The following is a 19,258-nucleotide window of genomic DNA, read 5'->3' as shown; positions in this document are numbered from 1 at the left end:
TCGATGGATATAGATTCGACGCCCGTCTGCGCAGCCGGTACCCGGGTCTCGGCCGTGAACCATGGCGTCATCTCCGGTACGTGAGAAGGTAGATCCCAGCGTCTCCGACGGCGCACAGGCGGGTGCCGTCCGGATGCCAGGCGACGCCGAGCAGTGGCGCGGCGAGCCGCAGCGCGCAATGGCATTTACCGGTCGCGAGGTCCCACAGCCGTATCGTCTGATCACTGCTGACTGTGGCGAGCAGGCCACCATCCGGCGAGAACGCACAGTTCTCGACCCATCCGGTGTGGCCCTCGAGCACAGTCTCGCCCGCACCGGTGGCGATCCGCCAGATTCGCGTCGTCTGGTCGTCGGAAGCAGTGGCCAGCAACGCTCCGTCCGGAGAAACGGCGCAGTGGGTTACGCTGTCGGTGTGCCCCGACAGCACGGCCACCTCGGTCCAGTCGGGAGCCCGCCACACTCGGGCCTTCATGTCGAACCCGGTGGTCACGAGCAGGTTTCCATCCGGGGAGAAAGCACAGCTCTCCACCCACTCCTGGTGGCCGGTAAGCACTTTCACCGCGCGGCGGGCATCGACATCCCATAGGCGGACTGTGCGGTCACTGCTCGCGGTGGCGAGCAGCCTGCCGTCCGGCGAGAAGGTGCAGCGGCGGATCCGGTCGGAATGGCCGTGCAGCGTGGCCCATTCGGCCCCGGAGTCGACTTCCCACAGTCGCGCCACACCGTCGCTACCGACGGTTGCCACCAGGCTTCCGTCAGGAGCGAACGCGCAGTCGCGCACCCAGTCCACGTGTCCACGGAGCGTAGCCAGTTCGCGTCCGCTCGACACTTCGTAGAGCCGCGCGGTCTGATCGTTGCCGACTGCGGCAAGTGTCTTCCCGTCGGGGGATATCGCGCAACCGTTCACTCTGGTGGACGAACCACCGAGTACCAGCTGTGCGGTGCAGTCCGCCACCTGCCACAGCCGTACTGTTCCGTCGAACCCGGTGGTGGCCACCAGGTTTCCGTCCGGCGAGAAGTGGCACTCGCGGACCCAGTCGGTATGCCCGGTCATGGTGCCGTACTCGGTGTGGTCCGATACCCGCCACAGCGGCACCGCCCCGTTTCCTGCGGCGGCGACGAGCAGGGTTCCGTCCGGAGAGAACGCGCATTTGCGCATCCACATGTCGGGTCCGATCAGCACCGCCGATTCCGTCCCGTCGGCGCAGCGCCACAATCGGACGGTGCTGTCGTGCCCCGTGGTCGCGAGCAACGTTCCGTCCGGGGAGAACGCGCAGCCCCACACATTGTTGCGATGACCGCGCAGCACCAGCTCGAGCCGCCCGGTGGCCACCTCCCACAAGCGCACCGTGGTGTCGAAACCGGTGGTGGCGATGCGGGTTCCGTCCGGGGAGAACGTGCAGTCGGTCACCCGGCCGATGTGACCGGTGAGGGTGCCGGACAAGGTGCCATCGGCGACCGACCATAGCCGGACGACGCCGTCATCGCTGGACGTCGCGATAAGTCGTCCATCCGGGGAGAACTCGCAACTGGTCACCCACTCGGCGTGTACGAGGACGGTCCACAGCGTGCGGGTGGCCAGTTCCCACAGCCACACCCGGCCGTCGGTACTGGCAGCCGCGACCAGTCGGCCGTTCGGTGCGAAGACACAGTAGAAAATCTCACCGGCATGGCCGGGCAGTATCGAGTTCAGGGATCCATCCGCAGTGCACCAGAATCGGATCGTGCCGTCGCCGCACGCGGTCGCGAGCAGCACGCCGTCCGGAGAGAACGCGCAACTGGTCACCGCGCCGACCGCCGCGCTTGTGGTGTCCTCAAACGTGACCCGGTCGGGTAGCAGCCACCGCGGCTCCAGCCGGGGGGCGGGCAGAGAGGGCAGGTACCGGTCCAAAACCGTTGCCAGTTCGGGCATTCCGTGCACTCGACTGGCCAGCGTCGCGCCCAGCGTGGTAGGCGGTGGTATCGGTTCCAGCAGGCGGGACGACCGGTTCAGCACGTTATGCAGCACGTTGGCGACACCGGAGTCCACCAGTGCCACATCGGCCGCGGCACCGATCACCGAACCGAGTAGCCGGGTTTTTGCCTCGGTCCAGCGCAGGTCACAGACCAAGGCGGCCAGTTCGTCGATCAGGTGTGCCTCGGCGAGATGGTACGGCACGAAGCGCCAGAGGTAGGAATCCTCCGCGGGCAACAGCCACCAGGGCGTCGGTGGGGTCTCCTCGGACGGAAGCAATCGCGCACGCACCGCGATTATCAAGCGGGCATGTGCGTCTCGCAGTTCTGTCGGACTGCGGTGCGCGCGCAAGTATGCCCGGATCACGTCGTGGATAATCAACCGAGGGCCCGGCGGATCGAGCCGATAGTCCGCAACCAGCCCGAGGTTGACCAGCTCCCCGCACAGCGCGTCGCCCCGACGGCCCGGCCACAGCATCTCCAGCACCGGAATCGGGATCTCCACGTCCTCCGGAAAGATTGCCAGATCGAGGTAGCGTCCCAGGTCTTCGTGGTCGAGCAGACGCAGGCTTGCGTTCATGGTCGCTTCGATTGCCCGCGCTCGCTCCGTGGACCTGGCGGTATCGAGTGCCGAAGGCCCCTGTTTCGCCAGCAGCGCCAGCACATCCGCGGCGGCATGCTGCGGGGACTCCCCCCGGGAAACCCGATGGCGCAGCGCTCCATTGATCAGGTTGAGCAGCACCGGCCACCGGCCCGACGCTCGGATCAACCCATCAATGATGAGTGGCGGGAGCCCGTCGACGCCACTGCCGACCAGTTCGCCGGCCTGTGCGGTGGACATCTCGTCGACCGGAATGCTCACACAGCGGCTCGGCAATATATCTGGCATACGGGTGGTAACCAACCGGGTGCATTCCCGCCCGCCGTAGCGGAACGGTCGCAGCTGCGATTCCTCCCAGACGTCGTCGACGATGATCAGCACCGGCGGGCGCTGGTCGAGTAGTCGGCCCAGTTCCGCACCGGCGATATCAGGTTCCGAGATCGATGGCCGCTTCCCGTCCAACAGGTACGCGATGTCGTTGATGCGCTCGGCCAGGTCCGCGCCGTGTACCTCCTGGCCGAGCGCCACCCACAGCAGCCCACCCGGGTAGCGCTGCTTTATTTCAGCTTGGTGGGAAACCCAATTGGCGAGCATCGTCTTGCCGAACCCGCCCGCGCCGCGCAGCCCCGTCGTCAACCCGACGTCGACAGGGCTCGGGGCACAGAGCGCATCGATCAGCCAACCGCCGAGTTCCGGGCGTTCGACCATGCGGTCCAGCGGCGGCGCCATCCACGGCCGACGCGCGGCAACCGACGGGAAGCCCGAAACGTCATCGGCGGCCTGCTGTTCGTTTTGGCGTTCGAACAGGGCGTGCAGTACCGCCGCGCCCAGGTCTTGCGCCGACTCGAATTTTCGGACAATCAGTCCGGCATGTTGCAGCCGGTACCGGAAGGCATCGATGTCGTCGCGATCGCGATCGAGCAGCCGAACAGGTATCGGCGCGTCTTCATGCAATACGAAAATGATCCGCGGGATACGCGCCCGCGTCGCGGCGGCGAACTCGAGTTCGGTATACGAGAGGTCCTCGGCGGTTCCCGGTACCCGGCTGCCATACCGGAAACCGATCAGGCCCAGATAGACATCACATTCGCGGACCCGCCGCTCGCAATACTCGGCCGGGACGTCGCTGGATGCCGCGAAGTGGCTCATATCGACCGGCCGCAGACCGGCCTTCAGCACCGCATCGATAGCTACTTGTACGAACGATCGGTCCGCCGGGTATCCGGCCATGTCGGAGGTATGACTGAGAAATACCGACCCACCGGCACGGATGCGCATTCCATTGCCTCACAGAAGAACTGGACCCAGCGCCTCGGGACGCCCCCACGGACTCAGTCTACCGGCGCCCGGTTCCCCGCGGTCGGATTCGACCGGTCCGGACCCGCCCGCTCGACGGCCCATGCTCTGTTCTCCCCGGCAGTAAGTGCCTCAACCCGTTCGGCCAGTATCCGGCGTCGGTCCGCTCCGGTGTAGGGACCGGCTTCGGCCAGGTAGAGAAACCGCTCATGTCTGAGCGCTTCTGCGGCGGCACGAAAGTGGATCCAATCGGACTGCCACTGGAACAGCTGTTGCGCCCCTTCCGCGATGACCACCGCCGCGGCGACGATGGCCGTAACGTAGCCCGCCACACCCGTCGCTGCCAGCACCGGAACGATCGCACCGACTGCGATTTGACCGAGTTTTACTTGCTTATAAGCTTTTTGGGCTCGCCGGCTCTTGTCTGCGTACCAGCGCACCTGATCCTCCAGGCGCAACCAGGCCGCGTCGCCCACGCCCGAACTGCCGACTGGCTCGATTGCCTCCACCACGAATCACTCTTAACACGGAAACTATGGCCGCAATCGTGCATTCACGAAGAACATGCCCCGACCGGGACAGCGCGGCCTTGGGCGAACCTCGTGATGAGACGCGGGTTAAACAGAGGTGAAAAGATCGCGCCACGACACTTCTCGTCAGTGTTTACGTGCCACGCCCCCATAGGCACCGGACTGTTCGGGATGCGCACCGATGTCGTCGGGGTTGTCGGGCCGCCACAGCGGCAAGTGGACGAGTCCGGGTTCGACCAGCGACCAGCCGTCGAAGTACTCGGTGATCTCGGCCTTCGAGCGGAGCACGATTTCGGTCGAGGTGCGGCCGGAGAGTTTCTGCGCCTCGAGGACCTCGGTGGGCTGGCCATCGGAGGTGGCGTGGGTGATGGCCAGGAAGCTGCCGGGGGCGACCGCGTCGCGCAGACCGGCCACGCAGCCGAGCGGGTCGGCCGCATCCGAGACGAAATGCAGCACGCCGAGCAGCAGGACCGCCACCGGCTGGTCGAAGTCGATCAGCTTGGCTACCTGGGGGTCTGACAGGATGGCGTCGGGGTCGCTGATGTCGGCCTGGATGATTGCGGTGTTCGGGTCATCGCCGAGGATCGCTCGGCTGTGCGCGACCGCGACGGGATCGATGTCGACGTAGACCACGCGGGCCGACGGGTCACGCCCCTGGGCGACTTCGTGCACATTGCCGACCGTGGGAATTCCGGACCCGATGTCGAGGAACTGGCTGATCCCGGCATCGATGAGGAAGCGCACGCAGCGGCGCAACAGGTCTCGGTTCGCGCGCATGGTCTCGGCGACGTCGGGCGTGAACGCCTCGATCTGCTGTGCGAGCTGCCGGTCGATCTCGAAGTTGTGCATGCCGCCGACGAAATAGTCGTACACCCGCGACGCGCTCGGGCGATCCAGATCAATGTCATCGGGAGCCCAACTCGGTCTGGTCATGGATTATGAAATCCTTTCGTGCCGCGCATATTTCGGCCACGCCCGCACCCAAAGGGCGGAGGCGCCGCCATAGTATCCCAGCAGCGCTCAGCCTGCTGTAGTTCACGCGCGGCGGCCAACGCGGTTAGGATCATGACCCATGGGTTGGGATGCCGGGCCCGGGCCGGATTCGGACGACCCGCACGCCCTGGCCGGCCGCTGGACGGCTGCACTCACAGGTGGGGTCCGAGACCATGTGGTGCCGATGAGTGCCGAGGAAACATGTGCGCTGCTGGCCAGGCTGGCAGGTGAATTCGAGGCGATCGCCGGGGTGCCGGAACCGGCCGCCAGGGTCGCCGAGCTCGGGGCCGAGCTCGCTCGATCGCATTTCGTCGGGGATGAGGTGCTGGGTCGCAGTATTGCCGTGCTCGGCACGCATTTCGGCGCGGCGGCCGTCATACCGCCCGATCGTCTCGCCGACATGCTCGCAGCCTTCGCCAACGGCTACGTCAGGGCCTTCCGCGCCTGGTTGCTCGCCGAGCAGGAAAGCGTCAGAGCCGCCGAGATCGTCGCGAGACGCAGCGTCGAGCAACAACTGCGAGCCAGCGAAGCCCGGTTTCGCGCGGTGTTCACCCAGGCCGGGATCGGCACCGGGCTTTCGGATCTGAGCGGCCGGATCATCGAGGTCAACACCGCGTTCGCCACCATGCTCGGCTATCTGCCCGAGGAAATGCGCGAGCTCTCGGGCACCGATCTGGTGCACCCCAGCGACGATCACGGCATGTGGGACCTCTACTTGGCGCTGCTGCGGGGCGACCACGACAACGTGCAATTGGAGAAGGCGTACCTCCATCGCGACGGCCACACGGTGTGGACCAACCTCAACGTCTCACTCATCCGTGATGAGCACGGTGACCCGCAGTACACGCTGGTGCTGGTGGAGGACATCTCCGAATGGCGTGCACTGCGGGAACATCTGAACTATCGGGCCCACCACGATCAACTGACCGGCCTGCCGAACCGGTCCCGTTTCATCGACGCCCTCACCGCCGCGTTCGCCGACCCCACCCGCAGCTTCGGTCTCTGCTACATCGACCTCGACCATTTCAAGATCGTCAACGACACCTTCGGACACGCGATCGGCGACGCACTACTCGTGCAGGCCGCCGCCCGCCTGAGCGCCTGCGCCACCCGGCCCGGCCAGCTCGTCGCTCGCATGGGCGGCGACGAATTCGTCATCCTGGTCCCACAATCCGCGGGTGCGAGCGAGGTCGCCGAGACCGTGCTCGACGTCTTCACCCAACCGTTCGACATCCACGGCCACCACCTGACCGTCACCGCGAGCATCGGCGTGATGGCAGCCCGCACCGAGCACACCAGCGCCGACGAACTCCTGCAGGCCGCCGACACGACGATGTACTGGGCCAAGGCCGCAGGCCGCGGCCGCTACGTGATCTTCGACGCCGACCGGGGCAGGCGCGAGCACACCCGCACCGAACTCTCGGCTGCCATGCCCGCGGCGCTGACCCGCGACGAACTCTTCCTCGACTATCAGCCGATCGTCGACCTCGCCGACGCGCAGATGGTGGCGGTGGAAGCCCTGGTGCGCTGGCGACATCCCGTGCTAGGGGTGCTCACCCCGGCTCAGTTCGTCGACCTCGCCGAAGACAACGGCCATATCGGCGCGCTGGGCGCGCTGGTCCTCGAACGGGCCTGCCGCGACAGCCGCGACTGGCACGACCGCTACCCCGGCAGCACGCCGACCGTCAGCGTCAATGTCTCGGCCGCCGAGGTCTCCGACCCCACGTGGCTGGACCGTGTGCAACATGTCTTGTCCGACACCGGCATCCCACCCGACAGCCTGCAACTCGAGCTGACCGAACGGGCCTTCATGCAGACCAGCGGACGCCCACTGCAAGCCCTGCGGACGCTGGCCGCGCTGGGTGTCCACATCGCGATCGATGATTTCGGCACCGGCTACTCCAATTTGGCCTACCTCAGCCAACTTCCGCTCGATGTGATCAAACTGGCGGGCCCCTTCGTCCACCGCATCCGAACCCCCGACGCGGCCAGCCCCTCCGACGTGCTGGTACTGGAATCGATCATCGAACTCAGTCACGCCCTCGGATTCACCGTCACCGCCGAATGTGTGGAGACCAGCTATCAGGCCAGCCGACTTCACGATCTGGGCTGCGACACCGCCCAAGGCTGGCTGTTCCATCGACCCATGCCTGTCGACGAGGTGACCGATCTGCTCGCAGTCCGGTCACCCGCGCCGCACCGCGCGGCCCGCTCCGGAGCCGCACCACCTGGCCGGTAGCGCACCAGCCGGTCAGCAGTTCAGGACGATGTCCCCGGCAGGCGAGCCCACACCCGGCGTGGTATTGGCAACCGTGACGGCCGAACCGTTGACAGCGATCGTCACGCCGCCTGCGACACCGGGCGCGTGCGCGACCGGAGCCGCACCCTCCAGCGTGACGGCAAAGGCCCCCGCTGTCGGTGTGGTGACCACTAAGTCTCCTGCGAGCACGCCCGCTCCGAAATTCGCGTTCTGACCTGGCACAAGAACTGTTCTGGGCATTACCGGACTCCAAAGTCTTTTTACCGTAAAATAGAGACTGTCCGCCAAATCTATTGGGGCAGAGATGATTTGATTGTCACTAAATGGCAGCAACCTGGTCGCGAACACAGAATCGTACGCCCAATGATGTTCTGCCACACCTACTTTCATCTGAACAAGCGCCAAGGCGATCGGTCGGTTCGCTCCCCCGAAGGACAGGCAACGATCGAGAGCTCGTCTCGCGGAAACCATTCCGGTGCCTCGATGTGAAAACCTCGCGATGGACTCCGTGGCCACGCCTATGATTCAACGACGGTCTCCGCGGGTAATCCGGGCTGCCGGAGGCTATGCACAACGAGGAGCAGCATGAACGTCAGAACCGACCTCGAACACGAACTACGCGGGCCGTTGGCGACGCTCGACCTACTCTCCGACCAGGAGGCCGCCGACCTGCTCATGTTGTTCCGCGCGGCCAGGCAACACGAGGCAGACGCACTGTCGCAGTCCATCGATAAGGTGGTGGGCTCGCTGCCCCGGCCACTGCGCGGACCGGCGCGCCGGATTATGTTCGGGGACCGCCGCCACTGATGAGCGACCTGGTAATTCGCGCCCAGATCATGCTGCTGGCGCGCACACTGCACGTCCCAGCGGAGCGACTGGCGCACTTGGAACGCCTCGGCGCCGAGCATCTGCACGAATTGCAGCAACGTATGGCAGGCATCGTCTTCGATCAGCACGCCGAGACATTTCACCGAATCAGCAAGTTGGTGCCGATCATTCCGCTCGGCATCTCGATGCCGCTGGTGCAGCGGATCGTGCCGCCGATGATGACGGGCAGGGCCGCGGGCGCTATCGGCGTCGTGTATCCGAAGAAAGCCGCCGAAACGGTCTCCTTGCTCGGCACGTCCTACGCGGCGGACTGCGCACCGTACATGGATCCGCGTACCGTCGGCCAGATCGCCGATGTCGCACCGCCCGAACCGATCGTGAATGTACTCAACGAGGTACTGCGGCGCAGGGATTACATCACGGCCGGGCCCTTTCTTGCCTATGCGACACCAGCATTGATCGATGCCATCGAACAAGGCGCGCACGACGACGAGGGCCTGATCTTCTCCGCCGCGTACGCGTTCTCGGCGGAGAGCATCAGCGCCATTCTGCGCAGGCTGCTCATTGGTCAATGGCAGCGGATTCCGCGGATCGTGCACACCGTCCTCGTCGGGTCGTCGAGTCTCCAACTCGCGGCGCTTTCGGCCTTCGCGCGCTGCGACGACGACGTGATCACCGCGATCGGCGACATCATGGTCACCATCGGATCCACCGAATCGATCAGCAACCTCATCGTCACCGCCATCCACGTGGGTGCGATACCGGAGCTGCTCACGTTCATCAGCCACTCGAGCCCGACCGCGCTGGATCGGATTGCCGCGAATCCTGTCGTCGGCAATGAGGCGGCGCTCGCCGCGATCATCAAAGAGCTCGACGGCCGCAGCGAACCCGCGATCTGGGGTGGGCTGTTCCAACTGGTCGGGCGCGTCGACGCCGACGCCCAGCGACGGACCGCGCGAATGCTCGCGGACATGTCCGACCAGGCCGTGGCAGCGCTGCCCTCTATCGCCACCGAAGCCAATCTGTGGCCGATGCTGCTGCCGGTACTCGCGGCCGCCGATGCCGAGGTGCACGCCAAGATCGGAGCGGTCTGGGCGACGTTGCCACCGGAACGTCGCGCAGGCCTGGAATTGCGCATCCACGAACTACACCTCGACACCCGACTGGCCGCAATGACGAACGAGATTCCCTCGGTATCGGTGGAAGAGGTGTTCTTCAGACGGCGCCAGATGGGACGGCGACGCGGTCCTGCCGACAGTTGGGAACTGCACTGATCCGGTTCGCGTGTGGACATCTGCCACGACCCGCCGCCTTCGGCCGACCCTCAGCTATCTTGCAGCTGACACACGCCACAGGTAGCCTGTGATGCGCATCACATTCAACTACGTCGAGTGGTCGACTGGCAGGGCGTCGCCGACCACGCCAAGCGGTGAGTAGCCATGTCGGACAGCACACATATCCGCACCCCGGCCAGTCCCACGCCAGATGCCGATCCGGAATTCGCCGCGCGCGCAGAGGCGTTCGGTGGGCGAATGCTGGAGATCCTCAATGACGGCTTTCTGACCCTCTTGATCAGCATCGGCCACCAGACCGGCCTCTTCGACACGATGAGCGGATTACCGCCCGCGACGAGTGCCGACATTGCCCGAGCCGCGAATTTGAACGAGCGATATGTGCGCGAATGGTTGGCCGGTCTCACCGTCGGCAAGATCGTCGACTACCGCCCTGGCGATCGCAGGTTCGCACTACCACCCGCACACGCCGCCGCACTGACCAGAGCGGCGGGTCCGGACAATATCGCGGCCTTCACGCAGTACATTCCGCTGGCCGCGAGCGTCGAGCCCGAAATCGTCGACTGCTTCCGGCACGGCGGCGGTGTCCCCTATTCGAAGTACGGCCGATTTCAGCAGGTCATGGCGGAGGAGAGCGCGGCGATTCACGACGTCGCGCTGATCGACGTCACCATGGCCCTGGCCCCCGGACTTCCCGAGCGGCTCCGCGAGGGCATCGACGTGGCCGACGTGGGCTGCGGCAGCGGACACGCCGTCAACCTGCTCGCCCGGCACTTTCCCGCCAGCCGGTTCGTCGGCTACGACTTTTCCGAGGAGGGTGTTTCGGCCGGCCGCACGGAGGCTCAGGCCTTGGGGCTCACCAACGCTAGTTTCGAGGTTCGCGACGTCACAAATCTCGACGCCTCCAACAGATTCGACCTGATCACCGCGTTCGACACGATCCATGATCAGGCCCACCCGACCGAGGTGCTGCGCGGCGTCGCTACCGCGCTGAAAGACGACGGCACCTTCCTGATGGTGGATATTCGAGCCTCCAGCAACCTCGAGGAGAATATGGAACACCCGCTCGGACCGGGTATGTACGCCATCTCGACAATGCACTGCATGACCGTGTCGCTGGCGCTCGGCGGAGAAGGGCTCGGGACGATGTGGGGTGAGCAGGTCGCCACCCGGATGCTGCGGGAAGCGGGGTTCGGTTCGGTGGACATCGAACACATCGACGCCGATATCTTCAACAGCTATTACATCGCGAGAAAGAGTTGACGGCACAGCGCACAGCGCGACCCGACCCGACCCGACCCGCAATAATCTCGGAAGTCGTGGCATCAGATCGTTTGTGCCGCATCGGCATTGACCAACCTGAGCAAGAACGGCTCGGGCACGTCCGGCCAGCCGGGCTGCCAGCGACCCGCGGTCTGCTCCTCCCGCAGCTCCGCCAGCATCGACAGCACATAGGGTCCCCCGTCGAGTAGGTAGCGGACCGAGCCGAGCTCGGCGCATTGGGCGGTGACGGTGGCCAGCAACGCCTTCGCCGCATCGGTCCGGCCGGCGGCGGCCAGGCAGGCGACAAGTAATCGGCGCGCCTTCAACAGTTCTCGGGGACGATCGACCGCTTCGAGCCGGTCCACCCATTCCTGCGCCCACGCGCAGGCGAGCTCGGTCCGCTCCAGCGAATCTTCGGTCAGCAGCAGCCGGATCGCAGTGAATTCCTCGTACAGCACGGTGAATTCGTCGATCGGGTCGGCGGGGGTACGACGGTCGGCGTAGTCGACCACCGGCAGCGGACCGGTGTCGGGGTTCGGCGGCAACCCGAGCCGCAACCGCTCGTTCTCGACCTCGGCGCGCAACCGCGGCAACGACATCGACCGTGCGACACGGGCGCCCTCGTTCAACCTGCGGATCGCGGCAGCCCGGTCGCCGAGCAACGCCTTGATGCGGGCGCCGACCACGTAGCGGGCCAGCTTGAAATCGACGACACCCGCCTCCGGCCCCAACTTGTAGCCTTCGTCGAGCAGCCGTTCCGCCTCCATGATCTCGCCGCGCTCGTAGAGCAGCTCGCCCAGCAGCGATCCGGCCAGGCGCGCGCCGTAGGAGTGGCTGCCGCCGGACTGTTTGGCCACCTTCATCGCCCGCCGGAAATACTGTTCCGCATGGGCGATGTCGAGCCGCAGGCTGGCGGCGAGTCCGAGAAAACACAACCCGTTCACATTGTTGTAGTAGCCCTTGTTCTGCCGCATGTACGGTGCGGACCACTCCTGAATACGCACCGCCTCATCGAAGTCGAAGCGATAGCCTGCCGCGAAGGACGCGACGTTCGCGGCGATGGCCACGACGTACGGTGACATCTCGTCCGCACGGGCCAGGCACGGCCGCAGCATGTCGTCGACACCGGCCAGCACATCCGCGCGCACCGTCACCACCGCATGCACAACACCCGCTTCGGCGCGCAGATTCGCGGTCACGGTCTCGTCGAGGCCCGCGCTGTCCAACCTCGACTCCGCAAGCCGCAGTGCCCGTTCCGCGGCTGCGGCGCGGTGCAACAGGATGTTCGCCCATGCCAGATCCAGCTGCAGTCGAGGATGAGTCTCGATGGTTGTCGCGGGTAGTTTGCCGACCAGCCCGATGAGGCTGGCGAACTGCCCGTACTCGAGCAGTGACATCCCGTCCGTTTCGACGATCTCCACAGCGCGCAGCTCGTCACCGGCCAGCAGCGCGTGGTCGACCGCTTCGCTCACCTGCCGGTGCTCGGCGAACCATTGCGACGCCGCGCGGTGCAGCTGCGTAATCCGTTCCGGCCGATCGCGTTCCAGCCGCTGCCGCAAGAATTCCTGGAACAGGTGGTGGTATCGGAACCACTGCTCGTCGTCGAGCCTGCGCAGGAACAGGTCCTGCTGCTCGATCCGCTCCAGCAACGCCTGTCCGTCGGCGACGCCGGTGAGCGCCGCGGCCAGCTCGCCACAGATGCGTTCGGTGATCGAGGTCGCCACCATGAAATCGAGCGTCCCCGGTTCGAGGGTGTCCAGGACGTTCTCGGCAAGGAATTCGCTGATGGCATGGTGTCGTCCGGTCAGGTGAGCGATCAGTGCGCCGGGATCGTCACTGCCGCGCAATGACAGCGCGGCGAGCTGCAGCGCTGCGACCCAGCCCTCGGTCGATTCGGTGAGGTCCTCGACATCGCCGCGGTCCAGCTCGAGCCCACCGAGGTCGACCAGGAAGGCATAGGCCTCCTCGACATCGAAACGCAGGGCCGCGGTACCTATCTCGACCAGCTCGTCGCGCGCCCGCATCGAGCTCATGGGCAGCCGGGTTTGATTGCGGCTGGTCACTACGGTGCGCAGGGCCGGACTGCAACTTTCGATCAGAAAGCGCAACGCCCCCGTGGTGGTCGGATCGAGTACCCGGTGCCAGTCATCGATCACGACGGTCAACTGCTCACCGCGCCGGTCGATATCGTTGATCAGCGAGGTCAGCACGTAACGCTCGGCCTCGTCGCCGTGCTCCTCCAGCAGTTCGCCGAGCTCCTGTGCGAGTGCGGGACGCACGGCGCGAATGGCCTCGATGAGGTGCGACAGAAACCAGACGACGTTGTTGTCGTCGTCATCGACGGTCAGCCACGCCACCGCGACCCCGTCGGCGGTCAGGTCCTCGCACCATTGCGCCGCGAGTGTGGTCTTGCCGAAACCAGTGGGGCCGTGGATGACCGCCAGCCGACGGCCACGCCCGGCCCGCAGCAGCTCTATCAGTCGCGCTCGCCCGACCAGCGGGCGCGTCGGCACCGGCGGCCGCAATCGCGTCGCCGGCACGGGTGGGGTCGCCCGCGCGGAAGACCTCCCCGAAGTCCGACGCCGACCCGTTCCGGTCGGCGTGGCGGCCTGGCGATGTCCGACCGGTTCCGCGGCGGCCAACGGAATCGGCATCTCGTCCGGCGCAAGCCCGTACCTGGCTTGGATCTCGCGGAGCCTCTCACCGAATTCCGCTGCGGTAGTCGGCCGTTCGCCGATGTCACGGGACATGGCGCGTTCGATCGCGCGCGTCACGTCGGCGGGCAGACCCGCATCGCTCAGGTCCGGTATCGGCTGCTTGGTGATGCGGAGAAACTGGGCGACCAGCTGTTCGCCGCTGCGCCGCTCGAACACGGCATGACCGGTGCCCGCACAGAACAGCGTAGAGGCGAGACTGTAGATATCGGCCGTCGCATCCGGGGTGCGGCCCTGCAGCACCTCCGGTGCGGTGAAGGCGGGCGAACCGGTGACAGTCCCTGCGGTCGTCTCGAAACCGCCGACCAAGCGGGTAATTCCGAAATCGGCGAGCTGCGGCTCGCCGTACTCGTTCAACAGGATGTTCCCGGGTTTGACATCGCGATGCAGCATTCCGCGCCGGTGCGCGGTCTCCAGCGCCCCCGCGATCTTCACTCCGACGTGCAGCACGTCCTGCCAGCCGAGTGGCCCATGGTCCTGGATTCGAGCATCCAACGAACCATGCGGGTGATACGGCATCACGATGTAGGGCCGCCCGGCCGCCGTCGACCCCACCTCGAACACGCTCACAATGTTCGGATGGCCCGAGAGTTTGCCCATGGCCAGCTGTTCACGGACAAACCGTTCGAGATTCTCCGATTCCAACTCGGCGGTGAGCACCTTGATCGCGACCTCCCGATCCAGCTCCGCCTGAAAACAGCGATACACCACACCGAACCCGCCACGACCGATCTCGACAGCCTCGGCGAACCCGACGGCATCGAGCTCCGCCGCGAACCCTGAGGTCAGGCCGCGTTGCGTGGAAAGCGGATCGATATGCGCCACGACGACCTCGATACAACTGTCGGTTAGTTACTTCGAGGATATTCCCGCCGCCGCAATTGCGTGACTCGACCGACCGTCCGACAGCAGCGAACTCGACGTTTGCTGCCGATTTCCCGAACGAGCTCGGCTGATCCGACCGGAAATCTCCGCGCCGACCGCTTCGATTACCCCTCACCCGGCGACGTGCTCGAAGTCGTGCCGTGCACATCAGTCCTTCGAAATGGCCCAGATGAACGCTCGATCCCGACTAGCACCCGCGCCTTGCCTCGATGCACTATGCCGGGGGCGCCGGGCGCATCTTCGCGGGCGCGGCCATCGGTTGCGTGATCGGCATCTTCATCGGAATCCGGTTCTTCTCGGTCGGCGCGCTCATCGGCTGCGCCATCGGCACGGCCCTACGAAATAGCCACTGAGCGAACAGAATTGACGCACGAACCCGACTGGGCTGTCCGCGCGGCCGCTCAGCCCGAGTGTGCGATGGCCCCAGTCCTGTCGTCTGGGCACCCCGGCACGATTTTGCTACGGTTACTTCCGTGTTTGTCGAACATACGTTCGCCGGGGAATTCGAGTCGCACCTGACTGTCCTGCTCGCCGCAGCGGAGGAATCCCGGCTGATCGACTGGGCCGCGGCCAACGGGATGCGTTACACGCGCATCGAGCTCGATCGTGGTGCGGTAGCCGATCAGCCGATGCTCACGTTCACCCGATCCGGGGTAGTCGATGACCTGGCTCAGGCGGTGCGCGAATACTCGAAAGCATTGCAGGCAGCCGGTTTTCCGGTGACGCGCGCGAAAATCGAGGCGAGCCCGTTCAACGAGGGCGTGCCGCAGACGGCAGCCGAGGCCGCCGTGCTGCCCGCGGGCTGCTACTTCGAGCACCACGTCAAGCTCATCCTGCGCGACGAGACCGACCTGTCCCGTGTGCGCGAGCTCACCGAACCCCACGCCGCACACCTTTCACGCAACGCCCGCCGAGCTGCGGGCAGCGGGCGGCACGAGCGGTTCGTGACCCAGCGCTGTCGCGACATCGGTCTGCCGGAGGCAGGCCGTCGGCTCCAGATACTGCTCGAAGTCCTCCGAGCCGCCGGATTTCCGGCCATCGAGGTGGAACGCGAGTTCGTCGTCTACGACGACCATCCGGCCCTCGACGCGGGCTGGATCATCGAGCCTGCCGCCGCGGCGTGATGACTCCGGAGCAGGCCCACCGCATCGCGCTGGACCACATGCTGGCGCTGACCGCCGGTTCGGAGGTCGGTGCGGGGCTGGTGCTGCGCGGCAGTATGACGCTGCCGGCATGGGTGGGCGAGCTGGCGCGGCCACCAGGGGATTTGGACTGGATCGTGCCCAAACCGGCCGAAACCACCTTTCCGGATCCGCTGCATCCATTCCCCTACGTCGATGACATCGCGGCGGTGCAGCAGTGGCCGGAAGCCACGGATGGGGCCGCCCGGTACCGGATGTGGGCAGACGAAGAGTTCGCAACATTCGGGTTCCGCCCGATGCTGCCCCCGGAAGGCTTGCGCTGGATGCGATCCGAGGAATACACACCGATCTCGCTGTACGACGCAGTGGTCGAGGCGATACGCGGCGAACCGCATACGGCAGGCGGCGTGTGGCTCAGCGCATACGGCGTAGACCCGGATGAGCAATGGACCTACGACTACAAAGTCAGCTACGACACTCCCGGCGAGCGACTCACTGTGCCGTGGTACACCGACGACCCCAAAGTGTCGGGCAAGATACAGCTGGACTTCGCCTCGGACGAAACGCTGCCCGACGCACCGGTCTGGACGGCCGTCCCGCGCGCCGACGGCGGCCCACCGACACCGGTCGTCACGGCAAGCCGGGAACTGTCACTGGCATGGAAGCTGTTGTGGCTGCACCTCGATGCGACCGATACCGGGCAGGCCGCAGGCAAGGATCTCTACGACGCCGTGCTCCTCGCCGAATCCCCACAGACTCACCTGACACCCCGACTTCTGCGCAAAGTGCTGGGTACCCACCGCCACGGATTCGGCCCCGATGCGATCCGCCACTGGCAGGTGGACTGGACGGAATTCCGGCGCGGGCACCCGCAAGTCCACGGCGAGATGGACCACTGGCTGGACCGACTGGCCCGCGCCCTGCCGATCCCGCCGACGGGAACCCCTGGGAACTGAGGGCTAACCTCGAAGCATGTGCCGAAACATCACCGGTCTTCGTGGGCTGGAGCCCGCGGCGACGCCCGAGGAAATACATGCGGCGGCCCTGCAGTACGTCCGCAAGGTCGGCGGCTTGTCCAGCATCTCCGCATCGACCCGCCCTGCGGTCGATGCCGCCGTCGCCGATATAGCGGCGGCCACCACTCGACTGCTCGACCAGCTGCCGGACCGCAAGGTTCCGCCTAAAAGCCTGCCGCCATTGCGACGCCCGGAAGTACAGGCCCGGCTGCACGCACACGACTGAACCGCTGTCATTGCGACGGGCTCCCGCTACGCTGCGCGCCGCCGGCGCCGCCCGATGAGCACCGCGACACCCACGCCGACGATCAAGGCGCCAACCGCGGCCGACCGCCGCAGTCGCTGCGACCGCCGCCTGCCGAACAACTCGGCCCGGCGCCTCGCGATCTCCGCGGTCTGCTTCGCGACCGCGCGCAATACGCGCACCGCCAGCTCGGGCGGCGGTGTCGACTCGTCCAGAATGGTGATGACGGCAAGCGTCTCGTGGATAGCGCGTACCGAGGTTGCGAACGCCGCTGCCGTCGCCGCGTCGGCGTTCGCAACACGTTGTTCGATATACCGTCGCCCAGGCTCGTCGACCGCATCCAACGCATAGGGATAGGCAAGATCGAGCAGGTCTTCGACAGGCTGCTCGGTATCGGTCATCGGAGCTCACGTCCGGTCAGACAAGTCTGGCCTCGGTTCGGTCCATTGCGGATACGCCACCCGTCATGCTGCGTCGCTGCCTGCATATAAGGGCTTCGGCGCGTCGGCAACGTCGGATGGGTCTGCGAACAGCACCGACCAGTCCGTCTCCGATCAGCCGAGGTCGATGCGCACCATCGGACTGCCGATGGCCGCGCCGATCCACCTGCCAGGTCCACTGTACGTGCGGGGGTCGACGAGTTCTTGGAGTCACGAACCCCGACCTTGCCGCATCGAGGAACGCGACCTGTCGAGCTCGAAGCCATCCCGGTGCAGCCAACAGTGTTCGCGACACGAAGCCACCATGTCCGAAGGATGTCCTATGACTCCATTGTCGCCCGCTGACCGGAGGTTTTGTCGCGGGTGCGGCCGTCCTCGTCCAGAAAGATGTGCCTGGCGAAATTCAGGCCCTTCATCGGGCGGCTGTACAGCATTTCGGCGAGCGGATTGGCCGCCGTCACAGCGAGCCGGTGGTCGACGATGAACGCGGGGCCCTCGGCGATGAGATCGAGCACGCGTACCAGCTCGGGCCGAACCCGCCCCCGGCGCCGACTTCGCCGCACGCTGCGTCCTGCGCGCGAGCCGGGGCGGGTGCTCGCTCTCCACCGCGTCGAGCCCGAGGACCCGGACAAAGCGCGTCCAGGACCTGCGCGGAGGGCTGCGTGGCCCGTCCCTGCTCCAAGCGCACGTAATAGTCGACGCTCACGCCGGACAGGTGCGCGACCTCCTCACGACGCAGCCCTTCGACTCGGCGGCGCGAGTCGACGGGAATGCCGACCGACCCCGGATCGGCTCTGGCCCGCCGGGTACGCAGGAAGTCTGGTCCATAGCTGATCACCCCTCCCATCACTGGGAAGCAGCGGCCGCAGAAGCACGGCCACGCTTGCTATTTTCGGCCCGGAAGTCGGGCTCGACGCGGCTCGCCGAGCCCGCGGACCAGGTGGTATTCACAAGCTCATGTCGATAGCGATCGTCAATGGAATCCGATTGAGCCACCACGTGGTCGGCGAGGGGCCATTGGTCCTGCTGATCATGGGAAGCGGCAGTCCTGGTCGAGTGTGGCGGACCTACCAGGTGCCCGCCCTGGTAGCGGCCGGATTCCGGGTGGCGACGGTGGACAATCGAGGGATCGCTCCGTCCGAGGAGGGCGCAGACGGCATCACCCTCGGCGATATGGTGGCCGATTCGGCCGCGTTGATCGAATACTTGGGTGCGCCTGCGCATGTCGTGGGCACCTCACTCGGGGCACTCGTAGTGCAAGACCTGGCGCTCGAACACCCCGAACTGGTCGATCACGCGGTCATGATGGCGACCGCGGGTCGCCCACATCCGATGCTGCTCGCACTCAATGCCGGCGAGGCGGCGCTCCACGATCAGGACGTTCGATTGCCACCCCAGTACGCGGCGGCGATCAAGGCGACCCTCAATCTGTCACCCCGCACGCTCGAAGATCCGGCAGCAGCCGAGCACTGGCTCGACATGTTCGAATTCTCTGCCTCGGCGACGGCAGCGCCCGGGGTACGTGCGCAACTCGACATCGACTACTCCCGCAATCGACTCCACGACTACACCCGAATCACCACGCCCAGCTTGATCATCGGCTTCACCGACGATCAACTTGCGCCACCGATGTACTGCCGGGAAGTTGCCGCCGCAATACCCGGCGCCCGTTATGTCGAAATCGATCGATGCGGTCATCTCGGATACCTCGAGCGTCCCGAGGAAGTCAATCGCGTGGTGATCGACTTCCTGTCCAGCCGGGGTAACCAAGATCACTGAGTGTTTGTAAACTCAAGGCTAT

General features: G+C 65.8%; 17 protein-coding genes. 9 read left to right on the top strand and 8 right to left on the bottom strand.

Going from position 1 to position 19,258, the window contains the following annotated elements; translation table 11 throughout:
* Nucleotides 1-67: 67 nt before the first annotated feature.
* The 3 genes from OHQ90_RS19675 to OHQ90_RS19665 form a co-directional block, all read right to left on the bottom strand.
* Nucleotides 68-3,832, bottom strand: a complete 3,765-nt coding sequence (locus tag OHQ90_RS19675) for a DUF4062 domain-containing protein (protein ID WP_328399511.1) — start codon at nt 3,830-3,832, stop codon at nt 68-70.
* 53 nt (nt 3,833-3,885) lie between these two features.
* Nucleotides 3,886-4,362: a DUF4231 domain-containing protein gene (locus tag OHQ90_RS19670; RefSeq protein WP_328399509.1), complete on the bottom strand. Its 477-nt coding sequence runs from the start codon at nt 4,360-4,362 to the stop codon at nt 3,886-3,888.
* A gap of 144 nt (nt 4,363-4,506) precedes the next feature.
* Nucleotides 4,507-5,313 carry an SAM-dependent methyltransferase gene (locus OHQ90_RS19665; RefSeq protein ID WP_328399507.1) on the bottom strand — a complete coding sequence of 269 codons (807 nt, stop codon included), beginning with the start codon at nt 5,311-5,313 and terminating at the stop codon, nt 4,507-4,509.
* Between the two features lie 139 nt (nt 5,314-5,452).
* Between OHQ90_RS19665 and OHQ90_RS19660 the strand changes: the two genes are divergently transcribed.
* A complete protein-coding gene (locus OHQ90_RS19660; protein ID WP_328399505.1) occupies nt 5,453-7,612 on the top strand; it encodes a putative bifunctional diguanylate cyclase/phosphodiesterase in 2,160 nt (719 codons plus the stop codon).
* 12 nt (nt 7,613-7,624) lie between these two features.
* Here OHQ90_RS19660 and OHQ90_RS19655 read toward each other — a convergent pair whose 3' ends face one another.
* A complete protein-coding gene (locus tag OHQ90_RS19655; RefSeq protein ID WP_328399503.1) occupies nt 7,625-7,873 on the bottom strand; it encodes a hypothetical protein in 249 nt (82 codons plus the stop codon).
* Nucleotides 7,874-8,218: 345 nt separating this feature from the next.
* Here OHQ90_RS19655 and OHQ90_RS19650 point away from each other — a divergent pair, with 345 nt between their 5' ends.
* From OHQ90_RS19650 to OHQ90_RS19640, 3 genes are all read left to right on the top strand, one after another.
* Nucleotides 8,219-8,440 carry a hypothetical protein gene (locus tag OHQ90_RS19650; protein WP_328399501.1) on the top strand — a complete coding sequence of 74 codons (222 nt, stop codon included), beginning with the start codon at nt 8,219-8,221 and terminating at the stop codon, nt 8,438-8,440.
* A complete protein-coding gene (locus OHQ90_RS19645; RefSeq protein WP_328399499.1) occupies nt 8,440-9,735 on the top strand; it encodes a hypothetical protein in 1,296 nt (431 codons plus the stop codon). Before OHQ90_RS19650 ends, OHQ90_RS19645 begins: the two co-directional genes overlap by 1 nt.
* Nucleotides 9,736-9,900: 165 nt before the next feature.
* Nucleotides 9,901-11,016, top strand: a complete 1,116-nt coding sequence (locus tag OHQ90_RS19640) for a class I SAM-dependent methyltransferase (protein ID WP_442941140.1) — start codon at nt 9,901-9,903, stop codon at nt 11,014-11,016.
* A gap of 62 nt (nt 11,017-11,078) precedes the next feature.
* Here OHQ90_RS19640 and OHQ90_RS19635 read toward each other — a convergent pair whose 3' ends face one another.
* On the bottom strand, nt 11,079-14,555 hold the full coding sequence (locus OHQ90_RS19635) for a protein kinase domain-containing protein (protein WP_328399497.1): 3,477 nt from the start codon (nt 14,553-14,555) through the stop codon (nt 11,079-11,081).
* A gap of 269 nt (nt 14,556-14,824) precedes the next feature.
* Here OHQ90_RS19635 and OHQ90_RS19630 point away from each other — a divergent pair, with 269 nt between their 5' ends.
* From OHQ90_RS19630 to OHQ90_RS19615, 4 genes are all read left to right on the top strand, one after another.
* On the top strand, nt 14,825-14,968 hold the full coding sequence (locus OHQ90_RS19630; RefSeq protein WP_328399495.1) for a hypothetical protein: 144 nt from the start codon (nt 14,825-14,827) through the stop codon (nt 14,966-14,968).
* A gap of 120 nt (nt 14,969-15,088) precedes the next feature.
* A complete protein-coding gene (locus tag OHQ90_RS19625; protein ID WP_328399493.1) occupies nt 15,089-15,739 on the top strand; it encodes a hypothetical protein in 651 nt (216 codons plus the stop codon).
* Nucleotides 15,739-16,713: a nucleotidyl transferase AbiEii/AbiGii toxin family protein gene (locus tag OHQ90_RS19620; RefSeq protein ID WP_328412949.1), complete on the top strand. Its 975-nt coding sequence runs from the start codon at nt 15,739-15,741 to the stop codon at nt 16,711-16,713. The genes OHQ90_RS19625 and OHQ90_RS19620 overlap by 1 nt, the downstream gene beginning before the upstream one ends.
* A gap of 16 nt (nt 16,714-16,729) precedes the next feature.
* Nucleotides 16,730-16,999, top strand: a complete 270-nt coding sequence (locus OHQ90_RS19615; protein WP_328399491.1) for a DUF2277 domain-containing protein — start codon at nt 16,730-16,732, stop codon at nt 16,997-16,999.
* Nucleotides 17,000-17,025: 26 nt separating this feature from the next.
* Here OHQ90_RS19615 and OHQ90_RS19610 read toward each other — a convergent pair whose 3' ends face one another.
* From OHQ90_RS19610 to OHQ90_RS19605, 3 genes are all read right to left on the bottom strand, one after another.
* On the bottom strand, nt 17,026-17,418 hold the full coding sequence (locus tag OHQ90_RS19610) for an RskA family anti-sigma factor (RefSeq protein WP_328399489.1): 393 nt from the start codon (nt 17,416-17,418) through the stop codon (nt 17,026-17,028).
* Between the two features lie 359 nt (nt 17,419-17,777).
* Nucleotides 17,778-17,972, bottom strand: a complete 195-nt coding sequence (locus tag OHQ90_RS39450; RefSeq protein ID WP_442941139.1) for an MmyB family transcriptional regulator — start codon at nt 17,970-17,972, stop codon at nt 17,778-17,780.
* Nucleotides 17,915-18,304, bottom strand: coding sequence for a helix-turn-helix domain-containing protein (locus tag OHQ90_RS19605; protein ID WP_442941138.1), 390 nt, complete (start codon nt 18,302-18,304; stop codon nt 17,915-17,917). Before OHQ90_RS19605 ends, OHQ90_RS39450 begins: the two co-directional genes overlap by 58 nt.
* Before the next feature lie 110 nt (nt 18,305-18,414).
* On the opposite strand from OHQ90_RS19605, the gene OHQ90_RS19600 reads away from it, so the two are divergent.
* Nucleotides 18,415-19,236, top strand: a complete 822-nt coding sequence (locus OHQ90_RS19600; RefSeq protein WP_328399487.1) for an alpha/beta fold hydrolase — start codon at nt 18,415-18,417, stop codon at nt 19,234-19,236.
* The last annotated feature ends 22 nt before the right edge of the window (nt 19,237-19,258 follow it).

This window comes from Nocardia sp. NBC_00403 (assembly GCF_036046055.1).
Lineage (GTDB): Bacteria > Actinomycetota > Actinomycetes > Mycobacteriales > Mycobacteriaceae > Nocardia.
The sequence above is the reverse complement of the archived record's forward strand: the minus strand, read 5'-3'. Positions and strand labels throughout refer to the sequence as shown.